The following is a 21,155-nucleotide window of genomic DNA, read 5'->3' as shown; positions in this document are numbered from 1 at the left end:
AGATTAAAACTCATTCGGTATGACAAAAAGAACAAGATTCATAATGTTCATATTCTTTTTCATAAGTGTTGCGACTTATGGAGGAAATAATGTACGTTTTGAATTGATAGTTCCGGAGAAAGTTTATTCGGGTCGGGAATTTACGATCATTTTTCGTCTTGAAAATGCTGAAGGACAAGATTTCAGAGCTCCGGAGTTTAGCGGATGTCAAGTTATAAAAGGACCTGAAATTTCTCATCCTTCACGGTATGCAATGGAGTGGGGAATAGGGCGGTCTTTAAGTTATACAGATTATGCATATATTTTGAAAACCGACCGCAAAAAGAAGGTGAAAATAGGGGCTGCGACAGTCAGGGTTGATGGAGATCTGTTGAAAACCGCTTCACATACGATTTTACTTGATAAATCCTCTAAACAAGAGTATGCCGATAATGTTATATCATTTACAGCTGTTGTCCCGGAAAAAGTAGAAGTGGGGAAAACTTTTAAGGCTGTTTTTGTTTTGAAAAATGCGCAAGGAGAAAATTTTAATCTTCCGGTAGTAAAAAATTGCGAATTTATTTACGGACCGGAGGTCTCTCGTAAGGGAGGGTTTTCGTTCTGGGGACGTACTCCGATAGAAACGGTATATACGTTGATATTGAAGGCGAAGAAAACGGGGACAGTTAAATTTCCCTCTGCTTCAGTAGATGTAAATGGGAAAGTTTTGAAAACAAAAAAAGTAAAAATAAAAATATTGCCGGAGAGTGAAAAAACTCGTAAAACGAGATTTAATGAGGCTCAACGGAAATATCAATCTATATAAGTAGTAACAAAATATAGTATATATAGAAATGAAAAAATTATTTTTCATAATAGCGGTTTTTTTCAGTACTATTTCATCCGGTTTTGCTGATGGGGTGAAATTTTCTGCATCAGCACCGGGACAAGTAATCAAAGGACAGACATTCCAAGTAACATTTACTTTGATCAATGCAAATGGTCAAGATTTAAGAGTGCCTGAATTTCCCGGATGTAACGTCCTCTTTGGTCCTGCTGTTTCTCAAGGATCGCAATTTACCAGTATAAACGGGAAAACAACTACTCAAACAGAAGAATCCTATACTTATACGTTAAAGGCGATTAAAGAAGGAACTTATAAGATAGGATCTGCAACTATTCGAGCAGGAGGAAAGCAATTGACATCCAATACTCTTAGTTTGAAAATTTTGCCTCCGGATAAAAACTCCGATAATAGCTCTGACGATGATCGGGAATATGCACCTTCGGCTCAGGGCTCTGCAGGAACTGATGCGACGACATTTGCCCGTTTGATACTTTCAAGAACAAAGGTATATGAACAAGAAGCTATATTGGCAACTATAAAATTATATACCAAAGCTGCCAATATGGGACTTGAGAATTATACTTTTCCGAGTTTTGACGGCTTTGTAGTTCAGGATATGCCGATTCAGAATCCTCAGTTTGAGTTAGATCATTATGATGGAGCTAATTATACAACAGTTGTGATTAAGAGAGCTTTGTTATTTCCTCAACGTTCGGGAAAAATAACGATTAATCCCGGTAAATTCGATATGGCGTTACAGGTCGTACGTCCCATGAGAGGGCCTTTCGGTATGATGCGAGGTTTGCAGGAAGTAAAAAAGACGGTGCGGACACAACCGGTTACTGTAGAAGTATTGCCGTTGCCGGCAGGAAAGCCGGCCTCATATATGGGAGCTGTAGGAACATTTACAATTACTTCTTCTATAAATAGAGAGAATCTGAAAACCAATGAAGCCGTAACAGTAAAATTACAAATCAAAGGGGTTGGAAATCTTAAATATGTAAAGAATCCGGAAATCAAATTCCCGGCTGATTTCGAAGTTTATGATCCAAAGATTGATGTGAAAACTCAAAATACGACATCCGGAGTAGAAGGTGTCCGTACGATAGAATATACCGCAATTCCTCGCAATGCAGGAGATTTTGTTATTCCGGGAATCGATTTTTCATATTTCGACGTTCATTCGAATAGCTATAAAACTTTGACCACACCGGAATATCATTTAAAAGTAGAAAAAGGCGCTGGAGGTTCTTCATCTCATATCTCCAATTTTACGGATAAGGAAGCTTTGCAAATGTTGAATCAAGATATCCACTTTATTAAAACCGGAAATTTACATTTGCAAAAATCTCCGTCTCTTGTGTGGGGAAGTACGGGATATTGGTTGTGGTATATTTTGCCTGCATTGTTTTTTATTATATTTGTAATTGTCAATCGGAAGCAGGCCAGGGAGAATGCAAATGTTACTTTAATGAAAACGAAAAAAGCTAATAAAGTAGCGACACGAAGGTTGAAAACTGCAGGGAAATATTTGAAAGAACATCAGAAAGAGGCGTTCTACAATGAAGTTCTGCAGGCTGTATGGGGATATTTGAGTGATAAATTAAGTTTGCCATTGTCGGAATTGACTCGGGATAATGTTGCTGCTGAATTAGCAAAATATGGAGCAAGTGAAGATTTGATAAATCGTTTTATGGAAATATTGGATACTTGTGAGTTTGCTCAGTATGCACCTTCTCAATCAGACAGTGCGATGGATAAGCTATATGCAGATACGGTGGAAGCAATAGGAAAAATGGAAAATACCGTAAAGAAATAAATAGAGATATGGATATGAAAAAAATATATAGTATTCTGTTTTTTTTCTGTCTCATTACTACTGTTTGGGGACAAGAATTATTGAATCAGGCAAATGAGTCATATAGCCGGGAAAATTATAAGAAAGCGGCAGAATTATATGAGAAAGTTCTTCAAGACGAAGGAGTCTCTTCAGATTTATACTATAATTTAGGAAATGCTTATTATAAAGATAAGCAGTATGCGAAAGCTATATTGAACTATGAAAGGGCATTATTGCTCTCTCCGGGAAACGAGGATGCACGATTTAATTTGAGTATGGCGAATAGTCATATAACGGATAAGATAGAACCGGTAGGCTCGTTCTTTTTGACTGTTTGGATTCATACCTTAATAAATACTTTGTCGTCAAATAGCTGGGCTATATTGGGTATTATTAGTTTCTTGCTTTTTATTGTCGGTATTTATTTATATTTTTTTACAAGAAATGTATTATTGCGGAAAATAGGATTCTTCGTCGGATTATTATTGTTATTAGTTTCTATATTCTCAAATAGTTTTGCATCGGCACAAAAAGATAAGATAACCGAGCGTAACGAAGCCATAGTGTTTGCACCGACGATAACAATTAAAAGTTCACCGGCTGAAAGCGGAACTGATCTTTTTGTTTTGCATGAAGGTACAAAGGTGAAACTTTTGGATAAAGTTGGAGAATGGTCTGAAATTTTGTTGGCAGACGGAAACAGAGGTTGGATACCGACAGATCAAATCGAAATAATTTAAAATAAAAATATAAAAAACGCTTATTAAATTACACAAAGTGGCGGAAGCATTTTGTCGCTTTGTGTAATCTTATTTTATAAAAACATTATGCTTGAGGAACTTATCAAGATAGATCAACAAATATTGTTGTTGCTTAATCGGTATCATACTGTGTATTGGGACCAAGTTATGTGGGTATATACCGGCAAATATATCTGGATACCGCTTATTTTGTCATTTGCTTGGGTATATTTTCGGAAAAACTGGAAAGATGCGTTATGGACAATATTAATGATGATTCTTGTCGTTACTGTATGCGATCAATTCGCTTCGACGATTTGTAAACCTTATTTTGCCCGTTTCAGACCGGCTCAAGATCCGGACTTTTCTCAGTTCGTTACTATTGCAAACGGATATCGGGGTGGAAAATTCGGTTTCATCTCAAGTCATGCTGCGAATGCTGCCGGTTTGGTAACTTTTACTGCGTTATTATTCAGAAATAAATTATATACGATTACTGCTATTATATGGGCTTTGCTGACATGTTATTCCCGTATGTATTTGGGAGTTCATTATCCGGGAGATATTTTAGCCGGAAGTGTTTGGGGAATATTGACCGGATGGGGAGGCTACTATCTGTATGTTGCGGGACGCAATAATGCGGTAAAACGGGGGTGGCTTCAAGGAAATTTTTCTCCTTATTATAATAATAAGGATGTTCGTATAATTGTTGCCGTAATTTATGTTACGTTTTTGGCTATATTGATAATATCTCCTTGGATTAATTTCAGAATAAAGTAAACCACTGTTAATTTATACTGAAAAACTCACAGAAAATTTTCCCTGTGAGTTTTTTTATTAAAATGAACGATAAAAAAGTCCGATAAATTTGGAAATGTGGATTTTTAAATATAAATTTAATGCGTATTACAAACCATAGCTATTAACCATTTAAAACATTAACGACTATGACTAAAACAATAACATTTAATGAACTTCGCCGTATCAAAGATTGTTTACCCGATGGTTCTATGCACAGAATAGCAGATGAGTTGAATGTAACGGTACAGACTGTTCGCAATTATTTCGGTGGAAATAATTATGAATACGGGAAAAATTGCGGTCTGCACATAGAACCAGGTCCTGATGGTGGTATAGTCGTATTGGACAACACTACTATATATGATATGGCGATGTCTATTCTTCAAGAAGAGAATAGCATGGCCGAAGAAAAATAGAAGTAAATAATTTTTAAACTTTTGCGTTATGGGCGATGATAAATTAATCACTATAGCCATTTATACGTACGAAAAGGCTCAGATTATAAAAGGCATTCTGGAGAACGAGGATATCCCGGTGGCTATCCAAAACGTAAATCTGATACAGCCGGTAATATCGTCAGGTGTACGCGTAAGAATCAGAGAACAGGATTTACCGCATGCTCTTCAAATTTTAGAACAGTATTCACTTTTCGATGATAAAGATCATCAAAAAGATAAAAGTAAAAATCACGAAAAGAAAATTCTAATTCCGGTCGATTTCTCCGACTATTCTTTTAAAGCCTGTCAGATTGGCTTTGATTTTGCAAAGGCTCATAATGCCAAAGTGATGTTATTTCATGCTTATTTCAGTCCATATTTCCCGGGCGCTATACCAATCACCGATACATTTACTTATGAAGTTTCTGAAGATGAAGCGCTGAAACAGGTGCAAGATCGAGTAGGAAAAGATATGGCTCGTTTTGTCGAGACTTTGCATAAGCAGATTGCTGAAGGGTTACTACCGGGCGTAGAATTCGATTATGTTCTTCGGGAAGGTATTCCAGAAGATGAAATCAATCATTATAGTAAAGAATATAATCCTATGCTGATTGTAATGGGGACACGCGGAAAAAGCCAGAAGGAGCTCGATTTGATAGGAAGTGTCACGGCAGAAGTTTTGGATTCTACAAAATTCCCGGTGTTTGCCGTACCTGAGAGTGTTCCGTTTACAATGATTGACGAGGTAAATAACATTGCGTTTTTTACAAACTTCGATCAACAGGATTTGATAGCGATAGATACGTTTATGAGATTATTCGGTTCGTATGATTTTAAGATTAACTTTGTTCATATGAATACTAAACGAGACGCTTGGAATGAAATTAAATTAGCAGGGATGAAGGAATATTTCGATAAACATTATCCGGGACGTGAAGTTGCTTATATGATGTTAAATGGAGATGATTTCTTGAATAGTGTAGAAAAGTTTATCAGAGATGAAAAAATCGATATATTAACGATGACGACACGAAAGAGAAATATATTTGCGAGGTTGTTTAATCCGAGTATTGCTCATAAGATGCTATTCCATGCAGATACTCCATTGTTGGTGATTCCCTCTGTCGGATGGTGAAGATTTTAAGCGAAGCTAAGAAATATATTCCCTGAAATTACTTACTGTATTTCAGGGAATATTATTTTTTAGATCCAGTTTAAAGTTTTGTTCCATACTATGATGGAAGTTTTAATTTTGAGAGACTGTTTAGATTTTACACGAACATTTTTTGATAGCTGTTTTCGAGAATACTTTTTTGTCAGAAAATTTAGATAGGTTTCTTATACTTATGTAAGTTAAATGATTTATATATAGAAAGATATACATTGTTTTATTGAGAAAATTAAGAAGCTTTTTAATCCTTTTTGCTCAGAAAATTTAAATGGGCTCTAAAAAAATCTGCTATTTTATATCGCTATTACGATCATTTTGCATAATTTTGGTTCATTAATAATACACACAATTGACCTCAGATGAAAAACAAAACTTCATTATCGGCACTTCTCGCAGTGCTGTTCGGATTCTTTATCATGGGATTCTGTGATGTAGTCGGTATGGCTACCTCTTATGTAAAAAATGATTTCGGATTGTCCGAAACATTAGCAGGTTTTATCCCTTCCGCAGTATTTTTCTGGTTTTTACTTTTGTCCGTTCCTACAGCTATCGTGATGAATAAAATTGGCAGAAAGCGGACTGTTTTGGTAAGCATGGTTGTAACTATTGTGGGAATGATGCTACCTTTTATTTCTTATAACTTGGTATCTTGCCTGGTCGCTTTTGCGTTTTTAGGAATTGGAAATACCATTTTACAAGTTTCTTTAAATCCGTTATTGACCAATGTTGTAAAAGGCGATGCTTTGACCAGTTCTTTAACCGGAGGGCAAGTTATTAAAGCAATATCATCATTTTGCGGACCGTTTATTGCCGCATTTGCCTTGAGTTTTTTCGGATCTTGGGAATATCTTTTTCCGATTTTTGCTGTAATAACTTTGATTTCTACGCTGTGGCTGTTAGTTAGTCCTATTCAGGAGGAGAAACCCGATTCAGCTTCGTCATTCGGAGCGACATTCGGATTATTGAAAGATAAAACGATTTTGCTCCTTTTCTTGGGAATAGTGTTTGTCGTAGGTACGGATGTAGGAATGAATACTATTGCTCCGAAATTGCTTATAGAACGTTGTGGCATGGCTGTTGATGCTGCAGGATTCGGTTCGAGCGTATATTTTGCTTGTCGTACAGTCGGAGCTTTTGTCGGTACGGCCTTGTTAGCGAAATATTCACCTGTTAAATTTTTCCGGATCAATATCCTTATAGCGATTTTAGGTATGTTAGCTCTGTTTTTTGTGAATGATTTGATGTTAATATATGCAATGATCGGGTTAGTAGGGTTTGTATGTTCAAGTATTTTCTCTGTTATTTACTCTATGGCATTACAAAGTCGTCCCGACAAAGCAAATGAAATTTCCGGTTTGATGATTACGGGAGTTTTTGGTGGAGCGATTGTTCCTCCTTTGATGGGATACGCTACGGATTTGGTTGGGAGTCAAAACGGTTCTGTCGCGGTTATTTTAGTTTGCATATTATATTTGACATATTGTTCTTTCGGTATTAAAGTAAAAAATAATTGAGAATTTGATAATTTATGAAGCTCCGGGAAGTTACTATTTGTAGCTTCCCGGAGTTTTTTTAATACAGTTTAAAGTTTAATCAGGTTCTTATTCGAGATGTGAATCTATTGTAGCTGATATGAGTAAGGAAAAAATATTTCCGTAAAATTTAAATAGGTACTAAAATAATATTATAATAAAAATATTATCTTTGCTGCGTTTCGGTTCATAGTTCCTGTTCAGGGACATGATTAAAAGGGAATCAGGTGAGAATCCTGAACAGTCCCGCTGCTGTAAACTCTGTAAAATGTTTTGACAAAATACTTTGCCACTGTTTATTTTCTGTAAATGGGAAGGCGTTCAAAACAGGAGTAAGTCAGAAGACCTGCCGGACAAACTCATTTCAATAGCTTTCGAGGAATAAGCTTTTGAGTATTATTACGCGGTATTTTACCATATAATGTTCACTTTCTTATTTTTAGTTGGCTATTTGATTAGTTAGAATCAAATAAATATATCAGTATGCAGAAATTTTTACGTTTTAATTGTGAAAAAGATTTTGTTTTGCAGGGTTTGAGAAAGTCCCGAGTATTGCTTTGTTGCAGTTTATTGTCAGCTTCGTTAAGTGTGACGGGACAAACAACCTCAGTAACTAAAGTGTTGGAATATGTTCCTGCACCCGGGCAATTCGTGAATGCATCTTTGCCTAAATATGAAGCAGGAGATACGGATGAATCGATTCGGGCAAAGGCAGAATCGACAATGAAAGCCGGTAGTTCGTTTATCGGTTTGGGAGCTTATGGCGGTTATGTGGTTGTCGGTTTTGATAAACCGATTGTGAATGTTCCCGGCGAGTATGATTTTAAGACAGCGGGAAATGCGTATGTAAATAATGCCGAGTGTGGAATTATTATGGTATCTCAAGATAAGAATGGAAACGGCCTTCCTGATGACGAGTGGTATGAATTGGCCGGTTCGGAATATAATAACCCTAAGACAGTTCATAATTATAAAATAACTTATTACAGGCCTCAATACGACATAGAAATACGGAAAGGAGGAACTCCTGATGAAAATTATATAAATAACCCAGCTTCATTTCGTACAGAAACAGAAAATAATAATATTGCGGATGTAATGTGGAAAGATAATTTGGGAAATACAGGTTATGTATTGCGTAATACTTTCCATAAACAGCAGTCTTATTATCCGATGTGGATCGAATCGGATGAGTTGACATTTTCGGGTTCTTTATTGCCTTCGAATGCTGTACAGTCCGGGAATATATGGCAATTTCCGGCTTATGACTGGGGGTATGCCGATAATTGGAGTGCCAATGAGTCGAATGAGAAAATCGGGATGAAAATAGATTGGGCTGTCGATAAATACGGAAATCCTGTTCGTTTGACACATATCGATTTTGTAAAGGTATATACTGCTTTGAACCAATGTGTCGGAGCTGTAGGAGAGACATCGACAGAATTTAAGTCTGTCATAGATCTTCATCCCGATGCTCAAGTATCTGAAGACAAATCTGTTGTTTTGGATTTATCCGAAGCAGTTTTAGATGAATCGACAAAGGTTTCGGATTTTATTTTCGATACAGAAACGAAATTCTTTGATTTTAATGATTTGTTCCGTTTTTCACATTCGGCAACGGATTGGGGTGGGGGTTCTTTCTCTTGGGACGGTTTTGTTTGCAGTAAACAGCAACCCGATCTGAATGAACCTTCGGATTTATACAACCCGGATGGCAGTGTAAATACAGATGTCGTAAGTTCGTGGGAATATTTGCCGCAGAATACTTACGCTGCAGTGACCGGAGCAGGCGTAAACGGGGATAATACCCCATATATTTTCGGATATTGGAACTCATATAGTGATGATCAAAGTATTATATCTTTTGCAGACGGAATGTCTCATAGAGTAAACGGTGTGTATGTGACGAATGCTGCCATAAATTATATTTCGATGAAATATGGTGATTCTTATGGGAAAAAGTTTGGTGGAAAAAATGGGACAGATCCGGATTTCTTAAAATTGACGGCTGTGGGAAAGAATGGTGATACAGAAACCGGGAATGTCGATTTTTATTTGGCTGATTATCGTTCAGATTATAGTTGTGACGATTATATTGTCACAGATTGGAGTTGGATGGATTTGTCTTCTTTGGGAGAGGTTTCTTCGATAGAGTTTTCTTTGTCATCTTCAGATAATGGAGATTATGGAATGAACACTCCGACTTATTTTTGCTTAGATGGCTTGTCGGTAAATCCTCAGGCTTCAGTGCCATCTGCAATATCAGAAAGTGAGAAAGCACTTTCTTGGAGTGTATATCCTAATCCGGCATCGAATTATATTCGCATCAAAGGTGATGAATATAAAAAAGCTGATATTTATACGTTAAACGGAGTTCTTGTTCGTTCTGTTTCAGCATCTGAACAAATTTATGTAGGTGATCTGGCTACCGGACTATATTATATTCGGATTACAGATGATACATATACTTCAACATTGAAATTTATCAAACAGTGATAAGTTAAGTTTTCCTTTACAAATTAATCTGCGCAAAAAGAAGCTGTGTCGAAATACCGACATGGCTTCTTTTATATCCTTTTTTATAAACAAAGTATAATCTTTTTCCGTTTAATATAAAAAAAATTATGGATTTTGTAACGGTAATATCTTTATTGATGGCAGGAATGATCTGTGGTATTGTAAATGTCATCGGAGGCGGAGGTTCTTTATTGGCACTTCCGGTTTTATTGGCTTTAGGGTTGCCTGCAGGAGTTGCTAACGGAACTAATAGAATTGCTATTCTATTACAGGATATAGTAGCGGTAACGACATTTCATAAACAAAAACAGCTTCCATTACGTGAGGGCTTCATTCTTTCTGTTCCTGTTATTATTGGTGCTATGGTAGGAGCATGGCTGGCAGCAGAATATTTAACCGAAACAATTCTGAATATTGTTATTTTGTTGTTGACTGTATTGATGATTGCAGCACTTTTCTTTCAGCCGGATAAATGGACTCGTATTAAAAATTCGATAGTTTTTCGTGGCTTGACCGTGAGTAATTTTATTTTATTGTTTTTCATCGGTTTTTACGGAGGATTTATACAAGCAGGATTTACTTATCTCGTATTAGCAGTATTGGTGTTGAGAATGGGACATAATATGGTTACGGGAGATGCTTTGAAACTTTTCCTTAATTTGATGATTATTCCTGTCGCTCTGATAATATTTATATATCATGCTCAAATTGTTTGGAACTATGGATTGTTGATGGGAGTAGGAAGTGCGGTAGGTGGATATTGGGGAGTAAAATTCGTTCGTACTTGGAGTCCGGTTTTTATTCGAAGCATATTGTTGATTTTATTGGTATTATCGGCTTTGTATATTATTTTCTTTCGGATGATATGAGAATTTTAGAAAGATATTTCCACAAAATTTAGATAGACTCTTAGAGCCTGTCTAAATTTTGCTCGGGTCAGGTTTGAGAGTTTCTTACGAGGATATTTTTCTGTTTTCAGGAGGATGATAGTGGGCTATCTGACGAGGGAAAACGGGAAAAAAGACCGGAAGAAAACACAAAGATGACCTGATAATATTTTTTTTATTGGAAAATTTAGACAGGCTCTAAAGCTATTAAAATAAATCTCCTATTTTTGCAGCCAGAATAATACGAATATGTCTGGTGCTCTCTATATTTTTAATCCTGAGAATGATCTTTCTGTCGCCAATGGCGGTGAAAATTATATGCCTCCTCCTCGAGCCAGAATTATAGCTGAAGATTTAGCGTTCTTGCCGGTTTGGTATGCAGAGAAAGATGATGATGTAATAGTTCCTTCTGAAAAATATATCGATTGGATGTATTCCGAGAGAACCTTGTTAGGATGTTTTCCCGGAGTTGTGATAAAGGACTGTTTGCCTGATAAGAATTGGACGGCTTGCATTCCTTGGGGATGGAGTCCTGAAATTGCCAAACGTTTTTTACGTATGGGAGTGTCGAATCATTTATTGCCGGGAGATGCTTTTCTAAAAGAACAGAAGCGCTTATATCATAGAAATCAGACACTGGAAATATTAAAAGGGTTGAGAGATTATAAAATAGAAGATATTCCCGATTTGTTGCCGGAAGAATTATATACGACCGAATCTGTACGCCGCTACATACAATCTGCTCCGTTGACGGTTCTTAAAGCGCCATGGTCCGGAAGTGGTAAAGGATTGAGCTGGGGACGTGGCGTATATGATACGACACTTGAGCGCTGGAGTAGAGGAATATTACGTCGGCAAGGAAGTATGATGGGAGAACCGTTTTACGAAAAAGTGCAGGATTTTGCCATGGAGTTTCATTCAGACGGAGTCTCGTCCGTAGTTTTTGCCGGATATTCGTTGTTTGATACAAACAAAAAGGGAGTGTATACCGGAAATATTTTGACCGGAGACGATGATATATTATCTTGTTTGTCAATTTATGTGGCTACAGAACGTATAGAATCTGTAAAGATAGCGTTACAAGAATTATTGTCGGTAAAAGTCGCACCTTATTATAAAGGATATCTCGGTATCGATATGATGATTTATAAAGAAAACGGTAAGTATCGCCTGAATCCTTGTATCGAATTGAATCTGAGAATGAATATGGGAGTAGTATCCCGCATTTTTTATGATCGTTATACAGCATCCGGATCGAAAGGAATATATGTTGTCGATTATAACCCTGATTCCGCTGCTTTATATGCAGATCACTTAGCCCGGACGAAAAATAATCCGTTAATCATCTGTGACGGGAAAATTGTTAAAGGATATATATCTTTATCTCCGGTTACTTCCGCATCTCATTATCGGGCGAGGGTAGAGATTTATTAAAAGAGTCTTATAGCCTGTCTAAATTTTGTCTTTACTATATCCTTCGTAATAATACGATTGTTCTATCCCTTTAAATATCATTTTCCTATCATCGACTTTTTCAGTTAGTGCCGGTTGCAAAAGGAAACGGAGCTCCAAGTCATTGATTGGACTGCGTTCCATTGCTTGCAGATAGAGGTCTTTGTCAACCATGTTCCAATCAACAACTTTACCAAGATTTTTTTTCAAAATTAGATCAAGCCATATTCTTGTAGAACGTCCGTTACCTTCCATAAATGGATGAGCGATATTCATTTCTACATACTTAGCTATGATTTCCTCAAAAGTTGTTTCCGGCATTTTCTCTATTACAGGAAGTATTACGTCGAGAAACATTGAATTTGCAAAACGAAAGCCTCCTTTGGCGATGTTCTGGGTACGTACCTTTCCGGCAAAGTTGTATAGACCGCAGAATAAATACTCATGTATCTGGCACAATCCTTTAGTTGTACCTACCTCAATGTTATTTATATCGCCTGTTTCAAACAGAGCTTTGGCTTTCTCCAGACTTTGTTCATCTATTATATATTGTTGTTTCTTTTGTTCCATAAATGAGAATTTGTAAAACGAATCTTTTCGGAATAGAATATACGGGTTTTAATTACAAAATATTTCGCAATTAAAAATGTTTGAGTTCCTGATATAGCCGGTGTATAGGCAACCCCATAACATTAAAATAAGAACCGTTAATGCCGTTTACTCCTACAAATCCGATCCATTCCTGTATTCCGTATGCACCGGCTTTATCGAGAGGAGTATATTTTTCTACATAAAAATCGATTTCTTCTTCATCGAGAGTTGCAAAAGATACATCGGTAGAAACGGCAAAAGAAATTTGTTTCTCCTGTGTAGTGATGCAAACACCGGTAATCACCGTGTGAATATTTCCCGATAAAGTACGTAGCATATTTTTCGCATCGTCTTTGTCTTTCGGTTTCCCGAAAACCTTACCGTTCAACCATACGATTGTATCTGCTGTGATCAGCAGAGTTTTATCTGTCATTTCCGGTTTATAAGCCTCTGCCTTTACCATAGCTATGTATTTCGGAATTTCTTCACCTTGCAATGTTTCCGGATATGATTCATCTATATCAGAAAGGGCGGTTACTTCGTATTCGATTCCTAATCCGCTCAATAATTCTCGACGTCTTGGCGAATTGCTTGCCAGTAAAATATTGTATTTTTGTATATGATCCAGCATTTTTTCTTATTTATTACCATCCGAAAGCCTCGTCGGCCATCCATTTTCCTTGTACTTTCAGCACCTCTTCTATAACGTCTCGTCCGCATCCGCATCCTCCTTTTTTGGGGGATATATAAGCTGATATCGCTTTAATTTCAGGTGCGGCGTCAGCGGGGCAAGTAGGTAGTCCTACCAGTTTCATAACTTCATAATCCGGAATATCATCACCCATATACAGGATCTCTTCCGGTTTTAGGTTTGAAGATTCAATCCATTGATAGTATGCTTCGGTTTTGATTTTTGCACCCATAAAGATATGTTTTACTCCTAATGCGGAAAACCGTTCATGAACAGCTTGGGTGCGTCCTCCTGTAATAATCGCTATATTGTAACCTAAACGAACGGCCAATTGTATCGCGTATCCGTCTTTTATATTGACCATACGCATCGGTTCTCCATTGGGATGCAGAGGAATCATGTCTGAAGAAAGAACTCCATCGACATCGAAAGCGAAAGCTTTTATTCGAGATAAATCATAATTTATTTTGCTCATGGGAAATGTTTATTGCAAATGCGTGAATATTTTTACTCAATAATCGGTAGATTTCTTTTAGTTGATCGTCATCTAACAAAGATAGTTGCTTGTTCATTACGTTCTCGTCATATCTTACGGCAGGACCGGTTTGAGCTGTTAAGGGGGATATTTTTTTTATTTTATCAGCTGTTTCTTGGATAAGCGGTTGCAGAATGTCGAAAGGTAATCCGTGTTCTTTTAGTAATTTTTCGGATATTGCATACATGTGGTTTGTGAAATTACATGCAAATACGGCAGCTAAGTGAATATATTTTCGCTGCTCTGAAGAGACGATTCTTACATCTTGTGAAATTTTTAAAGCCATATCGGCTAATAACGTAGTATCTTTCTCTGAATTAGCTTCGACAAAAAACGGTATATTTGAGAAACTTACCTTTTTGTTTTTACTGAAAGTTTGTAGCGGGTAGAATACACCATACCTTTTTACATGTGATTCGAATATGGACATCGGTATGCTTCCGGCTGTATGTACCCAAAGAGCTTTATTCGGTTTGACAGACCGGATGCATTCCTGTAATGCCGTATCTTTTATTGAAAAAATATAAAGATCTGCCGTATCTTTTATTTGATTGAGGTCATCGGTGTAATCACAAGACAAGGATGACCCCAATATTTTTGCATTTTTGAGGCTTTTACTATATATCTGGATTATATCGTAACCTTGTTCTTTCATTGTTGACGACAATTGTGTAGCGAGGTTACCAGCTCCGATAAATATTATTTTTTTCATATTTATCTTTTTATGTTACCAACGTTCTATGTGAACCTTTTCCCATTGAACCTTATCCGGATCAAAAGGCTTTTTTTCTTCATTTTTGTGACCCAGAGTGATAATGGACAAAACTTCCATTCCGTATGGGATTCCCAACATTTCACGAACATAATCTTCAGCAGATTGTCCGTTTTCTGTCAATCGGTTTCGTATTTGTATCCAACAACTGCCTATACCGAGATCTTCAGATTGTAGTTGGATGAGGATTGCCGCAATGGATGCATCTTCGATCCATACATCGCTTTTTGACGGATCGGCAAGAATAACAATAGCCAGTTTTGCGCCGGCAATAGGTTTTGCTCCTTGAGCTTTACAGTGAGAAAGTTTTTCTAATTGTTCCGGATTCTCGATCACGACGAATTCCCAGCAAAGAGACCGTTTAGATGTCGGCGACATTAAAGCTGCCTCAAGTATTTCTTTTACATTTTCCGGAGAAATGGAATCTTCGGTATATTTGCGAATACTGCGTCTGTTTTTGAGCAGTTCTTTCAGGTTTTCCATAAAGTAAATATTGAAATGTTTCTGTACAAAGATACGATATTGTGGTAAAAGCCCCATAAAAAGATGTAAATTTGCGCGTCTTGAAAATGTAAATATACGTAAATCATATTTTTTACGTTATATATCTGAAAAGAAAGATTCTTTTGAAAATGAAATTCATGAAAATAAAGCTATATATATTCTTTATATTTATTTTTATCGGATCTGCCGTATTTGCTCAATCACGTATAAAAATTTCCGGGAAGGTGATCGATGCTGATAATCAGGGATTAGAGTTAGTCAGTGTGCGTATAGGCGGAACTACACAAGGAACATTGACCGATTTGAAAGGAGAATATGAGCTGACGGTGGCTTCTCAGGATTCTATAGAAATTATTTTTTCTTGCTTGGGTTATCGAACCGAAAAGAGGGTCTTGGCGGCACCGCAAGGTAATGTGGTGTTAAATATGAGGCTTTATACTAAAGATAAAAAATTGGGAGAGGTGGTCGTGACGGAAATAAGGAAACAAACCGGTACTCTCCAAAAAATAGATGCAAAAGATTTGAGGTTGATGCCGGATGCTTCGGGAGGAAGTATTGAGAGTATGCTTTCGACCTTAGCCGGGGTTAATTCCAGTAATGAACTTAGTTCCCAATATTCGGTGCGTGGAGGAAATTTCGATGAAAATATCGTTTATGTAAACGGGATAGAGATATATCGGCCTTTACTCGTGCGTTCGGGTCAGCAGGAGGGGTTAAGCTTTATCAATCCGAATATGGTCGGCAGTATCGGTTTCTCTTCCGGAGGCTATTCTGCAGAATATGGTGATAAAATGTCGTCTGTATTGGATATTACTTATAAACAACCAGAAGCTTTTGAGGGAGCTGTATCTGCCAGTTTTCTGGGTGCTAGTGCCATGATCGGACATAGTACGAAAAATTTTTCTCAGTTACACGGTTTCCGGTATAAAACTAATTCAACATTATTAAGTTCTTTAGATACGAAAGGTGAGTATGATCCTTCGTTTTTTGATTATCAGACTTATTTAACATATAAATTTTCTCCGAATTGGAATATCTCTCTTTTGGGAAATATATCTAATAATATCTATAATTTTACTCCGCAAGAGCGTACGACGAAATACGGAACTTATACATCAGCATCGCAGTTTAAAGTCTATTTCGACGGACAAGAAAAAGATAAGTTCCAAACATTTTTTGGTGCTCTTTCTTTAAATTACGGTGTGTCGAAATATACCGCATTATCGTTGCTGGCTTCGGCTTTTGCAACAAATGAGATCGTAACTTATGATATTACCGGTGAATATTGGCTCGATGAATTGGATATGGCAAATAATGGTGGAGTTCCACAGACTTCCGGGACATTGGGATATGGAACTTACCATGAACATGCTCGAAATCGCTTGAACGCTTCGGTTTTTGCAATAGCTGCTAAAGGGGCTACTCGTTTCGGCAAGAATGAACTGAAATATGGCGTTAACTTTCAACGTGAAATAATTAAGGATAGGGTGAGGGAATGGGAACTTCGGGACTCTGCCGGGTATTCTTTACCGCATACGGGTAATGGAATTGATCTTGTTTCCAGCCTTAGTTCTTACCAGAATATGCAAAGCAATCGTTTCTCTTTTTATGCACAGGATACTTATAAATTGCGGGCTAAGTCTGGCTTTTATACATTTACCGGAGGCATACGCGGTTCTTATTGGGGATTCAATAAGGAGTTTATTCTAAGTCCGAGAGCTTCGGTCGGTTACATTCCGAATTTTAATGATCGGTTGACATTCAGATTTGCGACCGGTCTTTATTATCAGGCTCCTTTTTATAAAGAGTTGAGAGATACGGTGCGTACCGGAGAAAATTATGTAGTGCGTTTGAACCGCTCTATTAAATCTCAAAGATCTGTTCATTTTGTATTGGGTAGCGATTATTCTTTTAGGGCGGTGAACAGACCTTTTAAATTTACGGCAGAGTTATATTATAAAAAGCTCGATAATTTGATCCCTTACGAAGTAGATAATGTCCGTATTTGGTATTCAGGACGGAATGAGTCGAAAGGATATGCTGCAGGATTGGATTTAAAGCTTTTCGGACAATTTGTTCCCGGGACAGATTCTTGGTTAAGTTTTTCTTTGATGAGAACACAGGAAACGATCGGAGGGGTAAGAGTTCCTCGTCCGACAGAGCAGAGATATAGTGTGGCGTTGTTTTTTCAAGATTATGTACCCCGTTTCCCAAAATATAAATTTAGCTTACGTGCGATTTGGGCAGACGGATTACCCGTAGGAGCTCCTCGATTAGGGCGTCAGGCCGGTTACTTTCGTACAACTCCATATCGTAGGGTCGATATAGGGGCTTCCCGTTTATTGGTCGGAGGAGAAGACCGATTGATGAAACGAGGATTTTTTCGCTATTTTAAGAGCATCTGGATTGGATTGGATGTCTTTAACTTGTTGGATATAAGTAATGTAAATTCTTATTATTGGGTGACTGATATTTATAATCATCAAAGTGCTGTTCCTAATTATCTTACTATGAGGCAGTTCAATCTGAGGTTATCAATGGAATTCTAAGTTGTGTATCTGTATTGAATATCCATGCTCCGGATTTTTTTATCGAATAACAAGATATGCCCAATTGATCGGACTCTTTTTGTAATGCTTGATGTTTGAAGTAATTGAGATCTGAGCAAAGTATGATTGTCTGTATGCTAAATAACTCGGTAATATCCGAAAGTTTCCCTGAAAAACCTTTACTGATAATGGCATAATCGATGGGAAGAAGATAAGCGCTTTTTTTGTTTTTCCAGTATCCTGAGTTTAGTAATAGTATTCTGTTGCCTTTGAAATGAATGAAAGGGTGGCAGATTGTCAGATCTTGAAGATGGGTACTGTCTTCTTTTATATGTATAATATTACCTATTTCATTCTTTAGCCAGAAGTTACGGGCTTTTCTTTCTATTGTCGAATCTTGCTTTTCCGGATTTGAATAAAAAATATAATTAGTCCCGTTATCGATGAAGTTGATCGTTGTGCTGTGATTATCATGGTAAACGACCCATGCGTTTTGAATAGGATGACTCTTGTAAAAAGTGTCTGCCGTTAGAAACAATACTGCGAACGAAAGAGTAAAAATCAGAATGTCGCTGCGTCGTGTTCGGTAAGACCAGAAAAGAGTAAAAATAATGACGAACAGAAACAGGACATAATGAGATTCTATCCAGATATTCTTGATAGAAGAGAAATTAAGGGTAGAAATTATTTTAGTCAGGTGTTCTATATATATAAGAATTTGGTCTAATCCGTTTATCAGAAAAGTTGCAGGTATTTGTAAATAATTCAATATTAAGACAAGCATTCCACCTCCTAAGATAAAAGGGAGGATAGGAATAATGATCAGATTTGCCGGCAGGGAAAGTAAAGGTAACTCGTGAAAGTAGTATACGGTTAACGGCAATGTCCCTATTTGAGATGCGGCAGAGACACAAAATATCGATATTATATATGATTTCCATTTCGAGGAAGGGTTTATCAGATCATAAAGGACCGGATAAATATAAAGAATTGAGAATACTGCAATAAAACTTAATTGAAAACTGACATTGAATAAATAATACGGGTTGTATAATAACATAAAAAATGCTGCTGCAAAAAGATTATTCATGGTTGTTCCCTTACGGTCGAGAATTTGTCCGAATAATATTAAGCTGATCATGATTGTTGCTCTGACAGCAGAGGGAGACAATCCGGTTAGAAATGCGTATGCCCATAAAAAGATAACTATAAGAATCGGTCGTAATTTTGACATCTTTATCCATACGAGTGGTGTAAGAAGTATGTATAACAATGACCATATAATACCGGTATGCAGTCCGCTGACAGCCAGTATATGAGCAAGTCCGCTTGTAGAAAACGCATTACGGATTTCTGGAGTGATTTCTTTTGTATTTCCCAATAATAGAGCACTTAATATAGCATAAGAAGTTTCCGAAAAATTATCTCTTTTCAGTTTTTCTAATGCTGAATCTTGCAATCCTTGAGCAATACCTTTGATAGATTTATCTTCTCTGTAACCTAACCGCTTCCAATCTTGTGTGTCTAAATATTGTGTATATAAAATCCCCTTGTATTTCATATAAGATGCATAATCGAAACTCTCAGGATTCTTAAAATTGGCAATAGGTGCGAGCTTTTGTTTGAATATGATTATATTATTCTTTATTAGGGAACGAGAAAGGGCATCCGGCTTAAAATATAGAATGGCTTTTTGATTGTCGTGTATCGTTTGTCCGTTTTGTTGAATCCATTCTTTTATTTCTGTTTCGCAGCAGATCGAACGTTGTGTTTCTTTACAATCGGTAATGGTTGCAATAGCATATTTATGATTAGGTGAATAATGTCCCGGTTCGTTTTTCTGTTTTATAAATAATGTTGCAATTCCTGCAGAAATGAAGAATAAAGATATTGCCATACCGAAATAGTGCCGGTTTATAAATCGTTTTGACGGGAACTTTGATGAATTGTGATATTTAATAATAAATATGATACCTAAAAACGAAAAAATATAAATAGTATGAAGGAATGGTAAAAAATATTGTAATAAGATTCCCGTTATGAACGGGAGCAGTATGCGTAAAAACGGAGCTTCTTCGATTGGGAGAAAGGAATTTTTCATGGCATTTTATATCGGGCTATTTTTACGATATATACGGGAGCACAGGAAATGACAAATAAGATTGTGTGTTTCGGATATGGATTAGAATGAGATTAACAAAGAATGTTGTTGAGGTAATTTATCAGAGTTCCTGTCTCCGGTATTATATCGAATTTTTATAACGCTTTAAGTTTTGCTATCATTTGCATAGGATCTGGAGCACTGAATATCGCATTTCCTGCAACAAGAATATCCGCTCCGGCTGTCAAAACTTTTTTACCGGTGTCTAAATTAATACCACCGTCAACCTCAATGAGAGTATTGGCATTTTTCCGTAAAATCATCTCTTTTAAAACTGAGATTTTTTCAGTAGAATGTTCTATAAATTTTTGTCCTCCGAATCCCGGATTTACAGACATAATAAGTACCATATCAACATCCGAAACAATGTCTTCCAGTAAAGAAACAGGAGTGTGGGGATTTAATGTAACACCTGCTTTCATTCCGTTTTCTTTTATCTGTTCTACAGTACGGTGCAAATGTACGCAAGTCTCATAATGCACATTCATCATATAAGCGCCAATCCCTTTGATTTCCTTGATGAATTTAATGGGGTCGGTGATCATAAGATGAACATCCAAAGGTTTTGTACTGATTTCTTTTACATATTTCAAAACCGGAAACCCGAAAGAAATATTCGGTACGAATACGCCGTCCATGATATCCAGATGCAACCAATCCGCTTCACTTTGGTTTACCATCTCTATGGCTGTTTGCAGATTGCCGAAATCGGCGGATAAGAGGGACGGTGCTATTTTATGTGTCATATCTTATAAAATCAGATTATATACAAAGATACGGATAGGATTTGGATTTATGAACAAAAATAAAAGATTTTCTCTAAAGGTATTAGGCCGCTTTGGGAAGCAAGTTATTAGTAGCCAAGGCATAAAAATCCTGTTTTTTGAAAAAGAATATTTCAAAAAACAGGATAATGATTTAGTTTAGAATGTATCCTCCGAGATTTTGAGGCAATTTGCTTTCATAGGTATATGACCGTGCAAATTGCTTAAGAAGTTCGACAGTAGAACTTTTAGGTGTTAATATCGGAGCAATAGCTTTCTCTGAAAGCAGTCGAGGAGTAGAGCTTTTTTTCATAGGCACTGTTTTTTATTTTGTTTATTATTAAAACGTGCCTACTCTGTTTTTTATTATCCTAACATGCTATTT

At 36.8% G+C, this 21,155-nt stretch carries 19 protein-coding genes and 1 riboswitch; of the genes, 11 read left to right on the top strand and 8 right to left on the bottom strand.

Annotated elements, in window-relative coordinates:
- Positions 1-19 precede the first annotated feature (19 nt).
- The 10 genes from Q0093_RS10170 to Q0093_RS10125 all read left to right on the top strand — a co-directional run bounded on the left by Q0093_RS10170 (position 20) and on the right by Q0093_RS10125 (position 12,185).
- On the top strand, positions 20-805 hold the full coding sequence (locus Q0093_RS10170; RefSeq protein WP_297930094.1) for a BatD family protein: 786 nt from the start codon (positions 20-22) through the stop codon (positions 803-805).
- A 28-nt stretch (positions 806-833) separates the two neighbouring features.
- Positions 834-2,645, top strand: a complete 1,812-nt coding sequence (locus Q0093_RS10165; protein ID WP_297930093.1) for a BatD family protein — start codon at positions 834-836, stop codon at positions 2,643-2,645.
- A gap of 14 nt (positions 2,646-2,659) precedes the next feature.
- Positions 2,660-3,406 (top strand): tetratricopeptide repeat protein, encoded by a 747-nt coding sequence (locus tag Q0093_RS10160; RefSeq protein WP_297930091.1) that lies wholly within the window; start codon positions 2,660-2,662, stop codon positions 3,404-3,406.
- 87 nt (positions 3,407-3,493) lie between these two features.
- Positions 3,494-4,186, top strand: coding sequence for a phosphatase PAP2 family protein (locus Q0093_RS10155; protein WP_297930089.1), 693 nt, complete (start codon positions 3,494-3,496; stop codon positions 4,184-4,186).
- A gap of 167 nt (positions 4,187-4,353) precedes the next feature.
- On the top strand, positions 4,354-4,623 hold the full coding sequence (locus Q0093_RS10150; RefSeq protein ID WP_009316794.1) for a hypothetical protein: 270 nt from the start codon (positions 4,354-4,356) through the stop codon (positions 4,621-4,623).
- 28 nt (positions 4,624-4,651) lie between these two features.
- Positions 4,652-5,779, top strand: coding sequence for a universal stress protein (locus Q0093_RS10145; RefSeq protein ID WP_294175916.1), 1,128 nt, complete (start codon positions 4,652-4,654; stop codon positions 5,777-5,779).
- 395 nt (positions 5,780-6,174) lie between these two features.
- Positions 6,175-7,329: a sugar MFS transporter gene (locus tag Q0093_RS10140; protein ID WP_297930087.1), complete on the top strand. Its 1,155-nt coding sequence runs from the start codon at positions 6,175-6,177 to the stop codon at positions 7,327-7,329.
- A 184-nt stretch (positions 7,330-7,513) separates the two neighbouring features.
- Positions 7,514-7,716, top strand: a riboswitch (cobalamin riboswitch).
- A gap of 114 nt (positions 7,717-7,830) precedes the next feature.
- On the top strand, positions 7,831-9,843 hold the full coding sequence (locus tag Q0093_RS10135) for a DUF4465 domain-containing protein (protein ID WP_297930085.1): 2,013 nt from the start codon (positions 7,831-7,833) through the stop codon (positions 9,841-9,843).
- Between the two features lie 128 nt (positions 9,844-9,971).
- Entirely contained in the window at positions 9,972-10,733 is a 762-nt protein-coding gene (locus tag Q0093_RS10130) for a sulfite exporter TauE/SafE family protein (RefSeq protein ID WP_297930083.1), read from the top strand.
- A 267-nt stretch (positions 10,734-11,000) separates the two neighbouring features.
- Positions 11,001-12,185 (top strand): hypothetical protein, encoded by a 1,185-nt coding sequence (locus tag Q0093_RS10125; RefSeq protein WP_297930081.1) that lies wholly within the window; start codon positions 11,001-11,003, stop codon positions 12,183-12,185.
- A gap of 18 nt (positions 12,186-12,203) precedes the next feature.
- Here Q0093_RS10125 and fic read toward each other — a convergent pair whose 3' ends face one another.
- The 5 genes from fic to Q0093_RS10100 form a co-directional block, all read right to left on the bottom strand.
- The gene (gene fic, locus Q0093_RS10120) at positions 12,204-12,773 is read right to left on the bottom strand and encodes a protein adenylyltransferase Fic (protein WP_297930079.1); all 570 of its coding nucleotides are present in this window, start codon (positions 12,771-12,773) and stop codon (positions 12,204-12,206) included.
- A gap of 70 nt (positions 12,774-12,843) precedes the next feature.
- Positions 12,844-13,425 carry a Maf-like protein gene (locus Q0093_RS10115; protein WP_297303407.1) on the bottom strand — a complete coding sequence of 194 codons (582 nt, stop codon included), beginning with the start codon at positions 13,423-13,425 and terminating at the stop codon, positions 12,844-12,846.
- A 13-nt stretch (positions 13,426-13,438) separates the two neighbouring features.
- Positions 13,439-13,960 (bottom strand): HAD family hydrolase, encoded by a 522-nt coding sequence (locus Q0093_RS10110; protein ID WP_297303406.1) that lies wholly within the window; start codon positions 13,958-13,960, stop codon positions 13,439-13,441.
- Complete coding sequence (locus Q0093_RS10105; RefSeq protein ID WP_297930077.1) at positions 13,941-14,732, bottom strand: Rossmann-like and DUF2520 domain-containing protein; 792 nt, start codon at positions 14,730-14,732, stop codon at positions 13,941-13,943. Before Q0093_RS10105 ends, Q0093_RS10110 begins: the two co-directional genes overlap by 20 nt.
- 15 nt (positions 14,733-14,747) lie before the next feature.
- A complete protein-coding gene (locus Q0093_RS10100; RefSeq protein WP_297930075.1) occupies positions 14,748-15,275 on the bottom strand; it encodes a nitroreductase family protein in 528 nt (175 codons plus the stop codon).
- A gap of 158 nt (positions 15,276-15,433) precedes the next feature.
- Between Q0093_RS10100 and Q0093_RS10095 the strand changes: the two genes are divergently transcribed.
- Positions 15,434-17,845: a TonB-dependent receptor gene (locus tag Q0093_RS10095; protein WP_297930073.1), complete on the top strand. Its 2,412-nt coding sequence runs from the start codon at positions 15,434-15,436 to the stop codon at positions 17,843-17,845.
- On the opposite strand, the gene Q0093_RS10090 is transcribed toward Q0093_RS10095, so the two are convergent.
- The 3 genes from Q0093_RS10090 to Q0093_RS10080 all read right to left on the bottom strand — a co-directional run bounded on the left by Q0093_RS10090 (position 17,817) and on the right by Q0093_RS10080 (position 21,083).
- Complete coding sequence (locus Q0093_RS10090; protein ID WP_297930072.1) at positions 17,817-19,946, bottom strand: ComEC/Rec2 family competence protein; 2,130 nt, start codon at positions 19,944-19,946, stop codon at positions 17,817-17,819. The genes Q0093_RS10095 and Q0093_RS10090 overlap by 29 nt on opposite strands.
- 155 nt (positions 19,947-20,101) lie before the next feature.
- On the bottom strand, positions 20,102-20,752 hold the full coding sequence (gene rpe, locus Q0093_RS10085; RefSeq protein WP_294175952.1) for a ribulose-phosphate 3-epimerase: 651 nt from the start codon (positions 20,750-20,752) through the stop codon (positions 20,102-20,104).
- Between the two features lie 172 nt (positions 20,753-20,924).
- Positions 20,925-21,083, bottom strand: a complete 159-nt coding sequence (locus Q0093_RS10080) for a hypothetical protein (protein ID WP_009316907.1) — start codon at positions 21,081-21,083, stop codon at positions 20,925-20,927.
- Positions 21,084-21,155: the final 72 nt, after the last annotated feature.

Origin of the sequence: uncultured Coprobacter sp. (assembly GCF_947855755.1) — a bacterium.
Classification (GTDB): domain Bacteria; phylum Bacteroidota; class Bacteroidia; order Bacteroidales; family Coprobacteraceae; genus Coprobacter.
This window is presented reverse-complemented; position numbering and strand designations above follow the sequence as displayed.